Origin of the sequence: Pseudomonas sp. 2VD (genome assembly GCF_005503585.1) — a bacterium.
GTDB classification, from domain to species: domain Bacteria; phylum Pseudomonadota; class Gammaproteobacteria; order Pseudomonadales; family Pseudomonadaceae; genus Pseudomonas; species Pseudomonas aeruginosa.
Genome location: NZ_SCND01000147.1, coordinates 1 through 13,694, shown reverse-complemented (window position 1 = coordinate 13,694; position 13,694 = coordinate 1). Strand labels below are relative to the sequence as shown.

12 protein-coding genes and 1 pseudogene are annotated in these 13,694 nt (G+C 69.2%); 9 read left to right on the top strand and 4 right to left on the bottom strand.

The window, feature by feature from the left end; all coding sequences use genetic code 11:
* The 4 genes from pqqF to nahK all read left to right on the top strand — a co-directional run.
* A partial coding sequence (gene pqqF, locus FFS27_RS17190) for a pyrroloquinoline quinone biosynthesis protein PqqF (RefSeq protein ID WP_137952111.1) occupies positions 1–1,219 on the top strand: 1,219 nt, incomplete at its 5' end.
* Positions 1,220–1,485: 266 nt separating this feature from the next.
* Positions 1,486–2,685, top strand: a complete 1,200-nt coding sequence (locus tag FFS27_RS17185; RefSeq protein WP_021264690.1) for a porin — start codon at positions 1,486–1,488, stop codon at positions 2,683–2,685.
* A gap of 102 nt (positions 2,686–2,787) precedes the next feature.
* Positions 2,788–3,951 (top strand): nitric oxide-sensing protein NosP, encoded by a 1,164-nt coding sequence (gene nosP, locus FFS27_RS17180; RefSeq protein WP_003139768.1) that lies wholly within the window; start codon positions 2,788–2,790, stop codon positions 3,949–3,951.
* Entirely contained in the window at positions 3,881–6,526 is a 2,646-nt protein-coding gene (nahK, locus tag FFS27_RS17175; RefSeq protein WP_073937353.1) for a hybrid sensor histidine kinase/response regulator NahK/ErcS', read from the top strand. Before nosP ends, nahK begins: the two co-directional genes overlap by 71 nt.
* Before the next feature lies 1 nt (position 6,527).
* Here the strand turns inward: nahK and FFS27_RS17170 are convergent, their stop codons facing one another.
* Together FFS27_RS17170 and agmR are read right to left on the bottom strand one after the other, a co-directional pair.
* The gene (locus FFS27_RS17170; protein WP_003113465.1) at positions 6,528–7,391 is read right to left on the bottom strand and encodes a DMT family transporter; all 864 of its coding nucleotides are present in this window, start codon (positions 7,389–7,391) and stop codon (positions 6,528–6,530) included.
* 9 nt (positions 7,392–7,400) lie between these two features.
* Entirely contained in the window at positions 7,401–8,066 is a 666-nt protein-coding gene (gene agmR, locus FFS27_RS17165; RefSeq protein ID WP_003107754.1) for a response regulator AgmR, read from the bottom strand.
* Between the two features lie 515 nt (positions 8,067–8,581).
* Between agmR and FFS27_RS33290 the strand changes: the two genes are divergently transcribed.
* Genes FFS27_RS33290 through FFS27_RS17155 form a run of 3 tightly spaced genes read left to right on the top strand, consistent with a single transcriptional unit; the run spans position 8,582 to position 10,071 of the window.
* Entirely contained in the window at positions 8,582–8,722 is a 141-nt protein-coding gene (locus FFS27_RS33290; RefSeq protein ID WP_003088510.1) for a hypothetical protein, read from the top strand.
* An 8-nt stretch (positions 8,723–8,730) separates the two neighbouring features.
* On the top strand, positions 8,731–9,381 hold the full coding sequence (locus tag FFS27_RS17160) for a sensor histidine kinase (RefSeq protein WP_003088515.1): 651 nt from the start codon (positions 8,731–8,733) through the stop codon (positions 9,379–9,381).
* A gap of 12 nt (positions 9,382–9,393) precedes the next feature.
* Positions 9,394–10,071, top strand: coding sequence for a response regulator transcription factor (locus tag FFS27_RS17155; protein ID WP_021264693.1), 678 nt, complete (start codon positions 9,394–9,396; stop codon positions 10,069–10,071).
* 26 nt (positions 10,072–10,097) lie between these two features.
* Here FFS27_RS17155 and FFS27_RS17150 read toward each other — a convergent pair whose 3' ends face one another.
* Both FFS27_RS17150 and exaA read right to left on the bottom strand, forming a co-directional pair.
* A complete protein-coding gene (locus FFS27_RS17150) occupies positions 10,098–10,745 on the bottom strand; it encodes a pentapeptide repeat-containing protein (protein ID WP_003088520.1) in 648 nt (215 codons plus the stop codon).
* Between the two features lie 53 nt (positions 10,746–10,798).
* Positions 10,799–12,670, bottom strand: coding sequence for a quinoprotein ethanol dehydrogenase (gene exaA / locus FFS27_RS17145; RefSeq protein WP_021264694.1), 1,872 nt, complete (start codon positions 12,668–12,670; stop codon positions 10,799–10,801).
* A gap of 312 nt (positions 12,671–12,982) precedes the next feature.
* Here exaA and pedF point away from each other — a divergent pair, with 312 nt between their 5' ends.
* Both pedF and FFS27_RS17135 read left to right on the top strand, forming a co-directional pair.
* Positions 12,983–13,420: a cytochrome c-550 PedF gene (gene pedF, locus FFS27_RS17140; RefSeq protein WP_003088533.1), complete on the top strand. Its 438-nt coding sequence runs from the start codon at positions 12,983–12,985 to the stop codon at positions 13,418–13,420.
* Positions 13,421–13,506: 86 nt separating this feature from the next.
* A pseudogene (locus tag FFS27_RS17135) lies at positions 13,507–13,694 on the top strand (aldehyde dehydrogenase family protein); the annotation flags it as partial.

The following is a 13,694-nucleotide window of genomic DNA, read 5'->3' as shown; positions in this document are numbered from 1 at the left end:
GCCGGCGGAGATTCGCCCGGCCTGCCTGGACGCGCTGCGCGCCGACCGCTGCCTGCGGCTGCACCTGGACGGCGAACTTGACGGCGCCGAAGCGCGCTGGTCGGCGGGCTTCCGCCTGAGCGTGGCGCCGGTTGCCGCAGCGCCGCCGCTGACCGCGCAGCGGCATGCCTGGCGCTTCGAACTGCCGTTGCCGCCCAGTGCCGCCGCCGAGGGCGCGCTGTTCCTGCGCTGGCGCTTTCCCGGTGTGCCCGCACGGTCACGCTTCCTGGCGCTGCGCCAGGCGTTGCGTCCGCTGTGCGGCCAGGCGCGCCTGGGGGGAGTGGAGATGGGCCTGGAGGCGCTCGGCGAAGACTGGTCGCTGAGCCTGCTCGGTCCGCGCGATCGCCTCGAGGCCGCCGTGCGCCCGGCCCTGGCCCGGCTCCTCGCGGCGCCGCCCGACTGGCGCGCGAGCGGCGAGCGTCTGTCCTCTGCCGAGCGGCGCCGCAGCGCCACTGGCCTGCCGATCCGGCAGTTGCTGGACGCCTTGCCCGGCCTACTCGGCGAGCCGCTGGCGGAGGTCGACGACTGGCGGCGGACGCGCTGGGACGCCTTGGTCATGCAGGCCGCGATGCCTGATCCACGATGGATGCCCGGCCAGGCTGCCGGCGAGCGCCTGGCGCCTCTGCCGCCGAGGCCCGGACGGCATCGCCGCGAGCTGGCCGTGGACGGCGAGTCGGCGTTGCTGCTGTTCTGTCCGCTGCCCTCGCCGGAGGTGCCGATGGAGGCGGCCTGGCGCTTGCTGGCGCGCCTGCACGAACCGGCCTTCCAGCGGCGCCTGCGCGACGAGCTGCAACTGGGCTACGCGTTGTTCTGCGGCTTCCGCGAGGTCGGCGCCCGGCGCGGCCTGCTGTTCGCCGCGCAATCTCCGCGTGCCTGCCCGGAACGCCTGCTGGAGCATATGGAGACCTTCCTCCAGCGCTCCGCCGAGGCGCTCGCGCAACTGCCGGCGCAACGCCTGGCCGGCCTGCGCGAAACCCTCGCCGACGACCTGCGCCGAGCGCCGGGCAGCTTCGCCGAGCGAGCACGGCGCGCCTGGGCGGAGCACCTTGGCGGTGGCGCCGGTCGCTCCCGGCTGCTCGCCGAGGCCGCTCTCGGCCTGAGCGGCGACGACCTGCTCGCGGCCCACGCCCGGTTGCTGGAGGCGCGCGGCGGCTGGTGGGTGCTTTCCAGCCGGCGCTGAAGCGAGCCACGCGGTAACTCGACGACAGCCTTGCCGGCGTCACTGCGACGTTAGGTCGAAAGCCGCGCTGCTTCGGTGGCGCTCCCGCCGCGACCAAGGTTGCGCTACCGCCGGAGGAGCGCTGCCCGCGCCTTGCGCAGCGGCACCCACGCCCACCATGAAGAAGCGTCGAAGCAGGCCCAAGGAAGCGTATGGCCGGGCTTTCCCGGTTTCGATAATCGGCTCCGCCACGACCGGCCCGGTCGTTTCACCTCGCGGAGTGCGCCATGAACAAGAACAACACCGCCGTTCGCCGAATCCTGCCGCTGACCCTGGCCTCGCTGGGTGCCCTGGGCGGCCTGCAACCGGCCGCCGCCGATATCCTGCTGTACGACAAGGACGAGACCACCTTTTCCACCGACGGCTACTTCAATGCCTTCTACGTCAACAGCGACGTCGACCGCCAGGGCGAGACCTACGATCGCCGCCAGTCGCGGGTGAAGATGGGATTCCTGCCGAACTACATCGGCTTCAACTTCGGCAGGAAGGTCGACGAGCTGAGCCTCGGTGGTCGCGCTTCCTTCTGGGTGACCATCAACGACAGCGAGACCGACGGCACCGATACCGCCATCGACGTCCGTCAGTTCTACGGCACGGTCGCCGGCGACTGGGGCGAGGTGCTGATCGGCAAGGACTTCGGCCTGTTCTCGCGCTCGAACATCTTCCTCGACGAACTGCTGGCCGGTTTCGGCAACCCCAGCGACACCCTCGGCCTGGTGGACGGCAAGGGCGTCTCCTTCGGCAACATCGGCACCGGCTATCCGTATCCGTTCCCCACCTCGCAGATCACCTACCGCAACAACGACCTGCTGCCCGGCCTGCGCATCGCCGTGGGCATCCTCGACCCGATCGACTCCAACCAGATCGACAAAGATGCCAGCGACGGCCTCGACGACAAGGCCTACCAGGACAACCCGCGCTACGAGAGCGAGGTCAGCTACCAGTTCGACCTGGCCGGGGCGCAGGTCTACAGCTGGATCAACGGCGGCTACCAGACTTCGAAGAACACCAGCGACAGCGTCGACAGCGTGACTTCCAAGGGGGTCGGCTATGGCTTGCAGGTGAAGATGGGCAGCTTCTCCGTGACCGGTTCGGGATTCACCGCCAAGGGCATCAATCCCTTCTTCACCAACAACGCCGGCGAAGCCGCGCTGCGCGAGGTGGACAGCCGCGGCGCATTGCTGCAGGGCTCGTATTCATGGGGCAAGAACCGCCTGGCGCTGTCCTACGGCAAGACCGTCGACGACGGCAACGGCCTGGGTTCCGCGGCCGACTACGAGAGTCGCGGCATCGCCTATTTCCGCACGATCAACGACAACCTCAAGCTGGTCGCCGAGCTGAACCGCTACCGGATCGACGGGCGCGACGGTGCCGCGCTCGACGAGGACACCGACACCGTGGCCCTCGGCGCCGTACTGAACTGGTGATACCGCTACTTTCGAAGGACCCCGCCGCGACCCAAGTAGGATAGGGGCCGCGGCGGCGCCCTTCGTAGAATGCTGGCGAGGCGGAACGACGGGGGAGCGGGCATGTACGAAGGGCAGGGGGAAGGGGTCTGCAGGGGCATGTCCAGCGCGCGCGACGTCGAAGTGGTGGCCCAGGACCTGGCGCGCCAGCTTATCCATCCGCACCTGGGCTTCGTGCTGTTCTTCTGTTCCGCGGAATACGACCTGCCGGCCCTCGGCGAGATGCTCGAACGCTACTTCGGCGGCATCGACCTGGTCGGCTGCACCACCGCCGGCGAGATCACTCCGGCGGGCTACGGGCGCGGCTGCGTCAGCGCGGTGGGCTTCGACGTGCGCAGCTTCGCCATCAGCAGCGCGCTGATCGACGAAATGGAGCGCTTCAGCCTGCTGGACGCGCAGCAGATGGTCGAGACCCTGGTGGCCGGCTGTCGCCGCGGCGGCCTGGCGCCGATCAAGGACCACAGTTTCGCCCTGACCTTGCTCGACGGCCTGTCCAGCCGCGAAGAGGTGGTGCTCGCCGCGCTTGGCGCGGCGCTCGGCGCGATCCCGCATTTCGGTGGCTCGGCCGGCGACGACCGGCACCTGACCCACACCCATGTCTACCACCAGGGCCAGTTCCATACCGGGGCGGCAGTGGTGGTGCTGGTCAACACCTGGCTGGACTTCGAGGTCTTCACCACCCATCACGTGGTGCCGCGCGCCGAAAAGTTGGTGGTGACCCGCGCCGACAGCGGCAGCCGGCGGGTCCACGAACTCAACGCCGAGCCGGCGGCGCTGGAATACGCCCGGCTGGTCGGGGTGGCACCGCAGGCGCTGGATTTCGCCCTGTTCTCCGCGCATCCGCTGGCGGTGCGGGTCGACGAACGCTATTACGTGCGCTCGATCCAGCAGGCCAACGAGGACCTGAGCCTGACGTTCTACTGTGCGGTGGAGAACGGCATCGTTCTCACCGCGATGAGCACCGGCCCGCTGTTGCCCAACCTGGAGGCGCAGTTCCGCCGCCTCCACGAGCGCCTCGGACCGCCGTTGCTGACCATCGGTTGCGACTGCTTCCTGCGGCGCCTGGAGCTGGAGGTCGGCGGTGACACGCAAGCTACCGCCGCGTTTCTCCGCAGCCAGCAGGTGATCGGCTTCAACACCTACGGAGAGCAATTCAATGGCATGCATATCAACCAGACCTTCACCGGGGTCGCCATTGGCCGACCCCGTGGAGGTGTCCGTCGCTGAGCTGCAGGCGCGGGTCGTCGCCCTCGAAGAAGAGCGGCACAAGTTGCAGCGGATCAACCAGGCGCTGATCGGACGCATCGAGTCGAGCGCCGCGCAGAGCGACGAGGCCTACGGCGCCTTCCAGTATTCCGTGGTGCTGGCCGAGCAGGTCCGCGAGCGCACCGACGCGCTGAGCCAGACGATGCTCGAACTGAAGGCCAGCAACCAGTTGCTCAGCGACGCTCGCCTGCGTGCCGAGACCGCCCACCAGCATCTGCTCGACGCCATCGAAAGCATCTCCGACGCCTTCGTCCTGTTCGATCCGCAGCAGCGCATCGTGTTGTTCAACGAGCGCTTCCGCGCGCTGTGGATCGACAGCCGGGCGCGGATCGGTCCTGGCATGCGCCGCGCCGAACTGCACCGGCTGGCGCGCAGCGGCGGGCTGATCGTCGAGGAACAGCGCGGCGGCGACCAGCAGACCCTGTATCGCCTGCGCGACGAGCGCTGGCTGCGGATGAGCGAACGGCCGACCCGCGACGGCGGGCTGGCGGTACTCTACAGCGACGTCACCGAGATCAAGCTCAGCGAGACCGCGCGCCGCGAGCAGGCGCTGGCGCAGAAGTCGCACCTGTTGCAGCGGGCGGTGGACAACCTCTCCCAGGGCGTGGCGATGGTCGGCGCCGACGGCGTGCTGGAGTTGTGGAACCGGCGCTTCCTGGAACTCTGCGGGCTGGCGCCGATCGCCGGGCACCGGGCCTTCGCCGAAGTCATGGCGGAGAGCGAATTGCCGTTGCTCACGCCGTGCAGCCAGGACTCCCAGGGGAGTCCGCTGAGCGCCCGCGAGCAGCGCCTGTTCGATGGCCGGGTGCTGGAGATCCGTACCCATGCGCTGCCCACCGGCGGCTTCGTCAACACCTTCACCGACATCACCGAACGCTATCGCCACGCCGAGGCGTTGCGCGCCAGCGAGCGCTGGATCCGCCTGATCACCGACCAGGTGCCGGCGCTGATCGCCTATCTCAGCGACGAACTGGTCTACGAATTCACCAACAAGGTCTACGAGGAGTGGTACCGCTGGCCCAGCGGCTCGATGCTCGGCCGCTGCCTGCGCGACGTGCATGGCGCCGAGCACTGCCGGCGCCTGGAACCGTACTTCGAGCGGGCCCTGGCCGGCGAAAGCGTGACCTTCGAGATCGCCGAGACCGCGTTGTCCGGCGAGGAGCGCTATATGCAGCGCTCCTACGTGCCGAACCGCCAGGCCGACGGCCGGGTCGCCGGGCTGTTCGTGCTGATTCGGGATATCACCGAGCGCCGGCGGACCGCCGAGGCGCTGCACCAGGCCTACCAGAACCTCGAACAGCGGGTGCGCGAGCGGACCGCCGAGCTGACCACCCTCAACGACCAGTTCAAGCGCGAGATCCACGAGCGCAGCCAGGTCGAGGCGCGCCTGCGCGAGGCCAAGCGCGAGGCGGAACAGGCCAACCTGTCGAAGACCAAGTTCCTCGCGGCGGTCAGCCACGACCTGCTGCAACCGCTGAACGCCGCGCGGCTGTTCACCAGCGCCTTGCAGGAGCGCGGCAGCGCGACGCGGGACAACGAGGCGCTGGTGAACAACATCAGCCATTCGCTGGAGGACGTGGAGAACCTGCTCGGCACCCTGGTGGACATTTCCAAGCTGGACGCCGGCGTGATCACCCCGGACATCGCCCCGTTCGAGCTTGGCGAACTGCTCGGCAACCTGGCCGCGGAGTACCGCCAGGTAGCCGCCAGCGAAGGGCTACGCCTGGACTTCGTGGCCTGCGGGGCGCTGGTCCGCAGCGACCAGCAACTGCTCGCGCGAATCCTCCGCAACCTGCTTTCCAACGCCATCCGCTATACCCCGCGGGGGCGCGTGCTGCTGGGCTGCCGCCGGCATCGGCAGAGCCTGTCGATCGAGGTCTGGGACACCGGGGTGGGCATCGCCGCCGACAAGCTCGGCGAGATTTTCCAGGAATTCAAGCGCGGCGAGTCGCAGCGTTGCCACCAGGACCGCGGGCTCGGCCTGGGACTGGCGATCGTCGACAAGATCGCCCGCATGCTCGGCCACCGGGTCCGGGTCGGCTCGCTGCCGGGCAAGGGCTCATGCTTCGCCATCGAGGTACCGCTGGCCCGCCATGCCCCGCGCAGTCGCGCCGAGCCGCTGGCCAGCGCGGACGACCTGCGCGAGCGCCTGCGTGGTTCGCGGGTGTGGGTGCTGGACAACGATGCGGCGATCTGCGCCGGCATGCGCACGTTGCTCGAAGCCTGGGGCTGCCGGGTAGTGACGGCGCTGTCGGAGGAAGACCTGGCGCGACAGGTCGACAACTACCATGCCGAGGCCGACCTGCTGATCGTCGACTATCACCTCGACGACCAGCGCAACGGCGTCGACGCGGTCGCCGCGATCAACGCCCGGCGCGGCTCGCCGCTGCCGGCGCTGATGATCACAGCCAACTACAGCAACGAACTCAAGCAGCAGGTTCGCGAGCTTGGCCATACCCTGATGCACAAGCCGGTGCGGCCGATGAAGCTGAAGACCGCGCTCTGCCACTTGCTGGAGCGCGAAGCCTCGGTCTGATTCAGGCGCCTTCGCGTGCCGCGCGGCCCAGGCGCGGGGCGAGGATCAGGGCGATCCCGCCGAGCACCGCCAGGGTCGCCGGCGGCAATCGCGGGGCGAGCGGCTCGCCGAGCAGCAGGGCGCCGCAGAGGGCGGCGAGCACCGGCACGCTGAGCTGCACCGAGGCGCCCTGGATCGCCGTCAGCCCCGGCAGTGCGCTGTACCAGACGGCGTAGCCGAGGCCGGAGGCGAGGGCGCCGGAAAGCAGGGCATAGGCCAGTCCGGCGCCGTCCAGCCGCAACTGCCCGTGGAATGCCAGGAGCAGCAGGGCGGCGAAGGCAAGGGCTCGGAGGAAGTTGCCGGCGCTGACCGCCAGCGGATCGCCGCCGCCGCGGCCGAGCAGGGTATAGAGGCCCCAGGCGAGGCCGGACAGGAGCATCAGCAGGGCACCGCCCAGCGGCGGCGCGCTGGCTCCGGGGAGCAACAGGAACAGCAGGCCGCCCAGGGCCAGCAGGAAACCGAGCAGCGCCTGTCCGCCCAGCCGTTCGCCGCGCAGCAGGCCGGCCAGCAGCAGGGTGACCTGTACCGCGCCGAATAGCAGCAGCGCGCCGGTGCCGGCGTCCAGCTGCACGTAGGCGTAGGAGAACGCGGCGGCGTAGACGAACAGCGCCGCCGCCCCGCGCCAGCCGCCGCGCGCGGGCGTGGCCGGGCGCCGGCGCAGATGCAGCAGGACGGCGAGCATGAGGGCGCCGGAGAAGAGACGCAGGGCGGTGAAGCTGACCGCGTCGATGGCGGTGTCCTTCAGCGCCGCGCGGCAGAGCAGCGAATTGCCGGCGAAGGCCAGCATCGCCAGGACAGTGAGCAGCAGGGTACGGCGGTCGGGCATCGGCGGGTCTCAGCGGCGCAGGTAGGCGGCGAAGTCGATGTCGCCGGCGCTGAGGATCGCCTGGACCCGGTTGTGTACCTTGAGCTTGCGCAGGATCGCCGAGACGTGCGCCTTCACCGTGGTCTCGGCGATGTCCAGGTTGTAGGCGATCTGCTTGTTCGACTCGCCCTTGGTCATCCGCTCCAGCACCAGCAGCTGCTTGCGGGTCAGGGCCTGGAGCAGTTCCGGGGAGATGCCGTGTTCTTCGTGGCCGCTGCGTCGCGGCGAACTCTTCTGGGTGCGGATCACGTCCGAGGGCAGGTAGACGTTGCCGTTGAGGATCTGCTCGATGGCTTCGGTCATCTGCGCGCGTGGCGAGGACTTGGTGATGAAGCCCACCGCGCCGTAGGTGATGGCCTGTAGCACCACCTGCTTGTCCTGCTCGGCGGAGACGATAACCACGGGAATGGTCGGGGCCTCGTTGCGCAGGTTCATCAGGCCGTTGAGGCCGTGCATGCCGGGCATGTTCAGGTCGAGCAGGATCAGGTCGAGGTCGTCGTGTTCCTGGGTCAGGCCCAGGGCGCTGTCGAGGTCGGCGGTTTCCATCACTTCGCTGCCGGGGAATCCGTCGGCGATGACATTGTGGATGGCCTCGCGGAACAGCGGGTGGTCGTCGGCGATCAGGATCTTGTACATGGCCTGCACCTCGTTATTGTCGTTATGGGCGGCTGGTGGCGGCTCGGGGCACGCGGGCGGATGCGAATGCGCTCACGGTAGCAGTCGTGGGCGCGATAGCCCAGCGGGCGGGCGTTCCGCCGCGCGCTGCCGGGGACGCGTCGCGGAGCGTCGGCGGCCGGGTAGGCGGAGAAGGCGAACTCGGTACTGCGGCGGGACCGCCGCAGGGTAGTCGGGCGCTACGCGGGGCAAGGCAAGGCGGGGCATGGCGGCTTCTCGTCGTTTCTTCTTGTATGCGTCATTACAGGGCAGGCGCGCTGCTTTGGAAATTCGACGTCCGGAGGGGTGAACCAGTACCAAAGTAGCAGGACCAGGCGCTTGCGCAGCGCTCCTGCTGCATCGGCGGCGCCCGCAAGGGCGCCTGGAGGCGGGTGGCCGCGCAAAAGTAGCGGCCCGGCAGTACCAAGGTAGTAGCACGCCGTGGCTCCGCGCGTCCTAGCATGTCTCGACAACGACAATGGACAGGAGTCGCCGCCATGCGCATCGCCGTCACCCTGGTGTTGCCCATCCTGCTGATCCTCAGCCTGCTCGGGTTCGATTTCCTCTATTCCCGCCACCTCGGCCAGGAAAGACCTGCCGCCTGCGCCGTCGGACAGGCCTGTCGGATCGCCCCCTGAACCACGCCATGGATGACCTGCGACCCGCCGGCCCGGCGGAGTACCGCTGGCTGCTCGCCGTGCAGGAGCGCGAGCGGCGCTTGCTGGCCCAGGCGGTGCATGACGATATCGGCCAGTACCTGACGGGTATCCGCACCCAACTGTTGTTGCTGCGCTGCACGGCAGGCGCCGGGCAGCCGGCGCTGGCACGCCTGGAGCGCTACTGCCAGGGGCTGGACGACAGCTTCCGCGCGCTGCTGCGCGGTCTACCGCCGCCGGCCCTGCAACGCCAGTCGCTGGACGAGGCGCTGCGCGCCTGCGTGGCGGACTGGCAGGAAGGCCAGGGCATCGCCTGCGAGCTGCGCCTGTGCGGTCCGCTGCCGCCCCTGGATGCGGCGGCCGGGACCCATCTCTACCGCCTGTTGCAGGAGGCGCTGAACAACGTCGCCCGGCATGCCGGCGCCAGCCGCGTGCGGATCCGCCTGCAACGCCGTGGCGGCTTTCTCTACCTGAGCGTACGCGACGACGGTCGCGGCTGCGCGGCGGACCCGGCACCCGGCTTCGGCCTGGACTCGATGCGCCAGCGCGCGCGCTGCCTGGGCGCTGAACTGAGCCTGCGCAGCCGTCCCGGACAGGGCCTGGCGTTGCGCCTGCGGATGCCGCTGGAACGCGGCGACTGAGAGGAGAGGACGATGAAGATCCTGCTGGTGGACGATCATTTCGTGGTCCGCGAAGGGCTGGCCGCGCTGTTGCGCGGGCTGCTCCCCGACGTGGAGGTGAGCGAGGCCGGCGATGGCGAAGAAGCCTTGCAGGCGGTGCAGCGGGACATTCCTTCGCTGGTCATCGTCGATCTCGGCCTGCCGGGCATCAGCGGCCTGGAACTGACTCGCCGGCTGCGCCAGCGCCTGCCGCAGTTGCGTGTGCTGTTCTTCAGCCTCCACGACGAACTGGCCCTGGTGCGCCAGGCGCTGGATGCCGGTGCCCGCGGCTACGTGACCAAGCGCGCGGCGCCGACGGTGCTGCTGGAGGCGATACGGCGAGTGCTCGCCGGCCACCTCTATCTGGAGCAGTCGCTGGCCACGCGCCTGGCCTGCCAGTCGTGGGAAGAGCAGGGCGGGGCAGCGTTGCGCGGGCTGACCCGTCGCGAGTTCGAGATATTCCGCCTGCTCGCGCGTGGCCTGGCCCTGCGCGAGGTGGCCGAGCACCTGGGGGTAAGCGCCAAGACCGTGTCCAACCATGTCAGCCTGCTCAAGCAGAAGTTGCAGGTGAGTACCCAGGCGGAACTGGTGCACCGGGCCATCGACAGCGGCGTGCTGCGGCTGGGCCTGCCGCTGCCGCTCGCCGAGGAGGCTCGCGGCAGCCTCGGCTAGGGGGGCCGTCGCTGCTGTCCGGCGCTTCACTGCCAGCCCGCGGGGCAATCCTTGCAACCCTGCATGTTGCTGCCCTGGAAGTTGCCGAAGCGCACCTTGCTGCCGCGCAGGTCGGCATCTTCCAGGTTGGCCTCGGCCAGCTTGACTTCCTGCAGGTTGGCGTCGCGCAGGTCGGCGCCCTTGAGATCGGCGCGGGACAGCCAGGTCATCTCCAGGTCGGCGGCGCGCAGCGTGGCCTGGTGCAGGCGGCCGCCGCTGAGACGGGCGAACTCCAGGTAGGCGGCGGTGAGGTCGGCGCCTTGCCACTGGGCGCCCTGGGCGAACAGGCCCCAGGCCTGGATCGCCACCGCCCTGGCGCCGGAGAGGTCGGCGCCGCGCAGGTTGGCTTGCTGCAGGCTGGCGCGGGTGAGGTCGGCACCACGCAGGTTGGCTTTTTCCAGGTTGGCCAGGTCGAGCCTGGCGTGACGCAGGTCGGCGCCGGAGAGATCGGCGCCGGCCAGGTCGATGCGGCCGAGGTCGAGGTTGCGCAGGTCGGCGCCGCGCAGGTCGGCCTTGGCGCAGCGCGCGCCGGGCTCCAGGCGGCAGCCGGCGATGACGCGGACGTCGTCGATGTCGTCGGCGGCCTGGGCCAGGCCGGCGCCGAGCAAGGCGGCGCAGAGGAGGAAGGTCTTCATCGGGATACTCCGCAGGCGGGGAAAGCCGCGCCTTGCAGGGCGCGGCGCGGGGATCAGCGGCTGGCGGTGCGGTTGTCCCAGCTGGGCAGCTTGAATACCCAGAAGGAACCGCCCTGGGCCACCGGCCGGGTCAGGTCGGCCATGTCGCCGCCCCACAGCGGCACGGCGCCGCCGTAGCCGACGGTCACGCCGAGGTACTGCTCGCCGTCCTGTTCCCAGGTGATCGGTGGCGAGACGATGCCGCTGCCGGTCTGGAATTTCCACAGCTCCTTGCCGCTCTTCGCGTCGAAGGCCTTGAAGTAGCCGTCGCCGGTGCCGGTGAACACCAGGTTGCCGGCGGTGGCCAGCACCCCGGCCCAGAGCGGCAGGTGTTCCTTGTGTTCCCAGACCAGCTTGCCGCTGAGCGGGTCCATGGCGCGCAGGCTGCCGACGTGGTCGTCGTACATGCGCTTGATCCGGAAGCCCATGCCCAGGTAGGCGCTGCCCTTCGTATAGCTGACCTCCTCGGTCCAGTAGTCTTCCTTCCAGTGGTTGGCCGGCACGTAGAACAGGCCGGTGTCCTGGCTGTAGGCCATCGGGTTCCAGTTCTTGCCGCCGAGGAACGGCGGCGATACTTCCACCGCCTTGCCATGCTTCTGCCCCGGTTCCGGCAGCGGCGGGCGCTGGCCCTCGCGCTCCACCGGGCGGCCGGTCTTCAGGTCGATGTGGCTGGCCCAGGTGATGTTGTCGACGAAGGGGAAGGCGTTCTGCAACTTGCCGTTGCTGCGGTCGACCACATAGAAGAAGCCGTTGCGGTCGGCGTGGGCGGTGGCCTTGACGGTCTTGCCGTCCTTGGCCTTGTAGTCGAACAGCACCAGTTCGTTGTTGCCGGAGAAGTCCCAGGCGTCGTTGGGGGTGTGCTGGTAGAACCACTTCACCTCGCCGCTGCTCGGGTCCACCCCGACCTGGCCGGAGGTGTAGAGGCTGTCGTAGTCGTGCGGGTTGCCGCCCTTGGCGGTGCGCGCCCAGGTGTTCCACGGGCCGGGGTTGCCGGCGCCGACGATGATGGTGTTGGTCTCGGCGTCGAAGCTGGCGCTCTGCCAGGGAGCGCCGCCGCCGTGGCTCCACGACTCGACCTTGCCGGTCGGCGAGTTGCGATCGTCCGGCCAGGAGGGCGCCTTGACGTCGCCGGTCACCGTGCTGTCCTTGCCGTTCAGGCGGCCCATGTGGCCTTCGACGAAGGGACGCATCCAGATTTCCTCGCCGGTATCCGGATCGCGGGCGAACAGGCGGCCGACCACGCCAAACTCGTCGCCCGAACTGCCGTGGATCAGCAGGACCTTGCCGGTCTTGCCGTCCTTCACGATGGTCGGCGCGCCAGTCATGGTGTAGCCGGCGCCGTGATCGGCGAACTTCTTCTTCCACACCACCTTGCCGGTGTTCTTGTTCAGCGCCACCACTGAGGCGTCGAGGGTGCCGAAGAACACCTTGTCGCCATAGATCGCGGCGCCGCGGTTGACCACGTCGCAGCACGGGCGGATGTCGTCGGGCAGGCGGTGGTTGTAGGTCCACAGGCGCTTGCCGGTCTTCGCGTCGAGGGCGAACAGCCGCGAGTAGGAGGCGGTCACGTAGATCACGCCGTCGCTGACGATGGCCTGGGACTCCTGGCCGCGCTGTTTCTCGTCGCCGAAGGAGTACGACCAGGCCGGGGTCAGCTTGAACACGTTGTCGGCGTTGACCTGCTTGAGCGGGCTCCAGCGCTGGGCGTGGGTGCCCATGCCGTACTGCAGCACGTCGCCGGTGGTCTTGTCGTCGTTGGCGATGTCCTCCCAGGTCACATCCTTGGCCAGCGCGGCGCCAGCGCTGCCCAGGGCGACGGCGAAGGCGAGGCAGTGCAGGCTCGGGCGCAGGAGGCCGGCAGGGGCGGGTGAGGTTCTTGTTGTCATGATCGGGTTCCCGTTTGGAGTGAGGGTCGAGAAACGGCAGGCCGCTGCTCGGGCCGCGGCGGCTTCATGGTGGAAGCGGGGCGCGCCGACGGGAACGGAAGATCGCCCGATTCGTCCGGGAAGACTTCCCGGACGGGGCATGACTTGGACTTGCTGCCAAAGCCCCGCGTAAGGCCTTCCGAGGCTCTACTCCGAAGGGAGTAGGCGAGGACGCCCAAAGCAGGATTCGGGCACGCGGCGGAGCTTCCTAGGATGGCGATGAGCGCCGTTTGGCGCCCGTGCCTTGTCCTGTCTCCCCGGAGGAATGAAGTGATGAACAAGAACAACGCCTTGCGCGGCCTGCTGGTGCTGGCCGGTCTCAGCCTCTCGAGCCTGGCGCTGGCCCACGGCGATGTGACCCCCCAGGCAGTGGACACCAAGGGACTCGAGCCGCTGGGCAAGGAATGGCGCGACACCAACCCCTACCGCGAGCCCTACGCCAAGCACGACCTCGCCGTCGAGATCGGCGCCTCCGCCTACAACCAGAACTGCGCGCGCTGCCACGGCCTGGAAGCCAAGTCCGGCGGCATCGCCCCGGACCTGCGCCTGCTGGAGACCGGCGCCGAGGGCGACGAATGGTTCAAGGAGCGGGTCATCAACGGCGCGGTGCGCGATGGCGCGGTGTACATGCCGAAGATGGCCGACTTCATCAGCCAGGAAGGCCTCTGGGCGATCCGCAGCTATCTGGAAAGCGTGCACGTCGACGAGTGACGCGCCCGACCCTTCGCCGCCGACCGCGGCGCCCTTGCACGAGTCCGCCGCGCCACGGCGGAACGACCACACAGGAGAGCTTCGCCATGATCTACGCAGCGCCCGGAACCCCCGGTGCCGTCGTCACCTTCAAGCCTCGCTACGGCAACTATATCGGCGGTGAGTTCGTGCCTCCGGTCAAGGGCCAGTACTTCACCAACACCTCGCCGGTGAACGGCCAGCCGATCGCCGAGTTCCCCCGTTCCACCGCCGAGGACATCGACAAGGCCCTCGA

What these genes read in the sequence shown, in the direction of transcription:
- FFS27_RS17185 (WP_021264690.1), top strand. Translation starts at nt 1,486, where the DNA reads ATGAACAAGAACAACACCGCCGTTCGCCGAATCCTGCCGCTGACCCTG.
- nosP (WP_003139768.1), top strand. Translation starts at nt 2,788, where the DNA reads ATGTACGAAGGGCAGGGGGAAGGGGTCTGCAGGGGCATGTCCAGCGCG.
- nahK (WP_073937353.1), top strand. Translation starts at nt 3,881, where the DNA reads ATGGCATGCATATCAACCAGACCTTCACCGGGGTCGCCATTGGCCGAC.
- FFS27_RS17170 (WP_003113465.1), bottom strand. Translation starts at nt 7,391, where the DNA reads ATGCCCGACCGCCGTACCCTGCTGCTCACTGTCCTGGCGATGCTGGCC.
- agmR (WP_003107754.1), bottom strand. Translation starts at nt 8,066, where the DNA reads ATGTACAAGATCCTGATCGCCGACGACCACCCGCTGTTCCGCGAGGCC.
- FFS27_RS33290 (WP_003088510.1), top strand. Translation starts at nt 8,582, where the DNA reads ATGCGCATCGCCGTCACCCTGGTGTTGCCCATCCTGCTGATCCTCAGC.
- FFS27_RS17160 (WP_003088515.1), top strand. Translation starts at nt 8,731, where the DNA reads ATGGATGACCTGCGACCCGCCGGCCCGGCGGAGTACCGCTGGCTGCTC.
- FFS27_RS17155 (WP_021264693.1), top strand. Translation starts at nt 9,394, where the DNA reads ATGAAGATCCTGCTGGTGGACGATCATTTCGTGGTCCGCGAAGGGCTG.
- FFS27_RS17150 (WP_003088520.1), bottom strand. Translation starts at nt 10,745, where the DNA reads ATGAAGACCTTCCTCCTCTGCGCCGCCTTGCTCGGCGCCGGCCTGGCC.
- exaA (WP_021264694.1), bottom strand. Translation starts at nt 12,670, where the DNA reads ATGACAACAAGAACCTCACCCGCCCCTGCCGGCCTCCTGCGCCCGAGC.
- pedF (WP_003088533.1), top strand. Translation starts at nt 12,983, where the DNA reads ATGAACAAGAACAACGCCTTGCGCGGCCTGCTGGTGCTGGCCGGTCTC.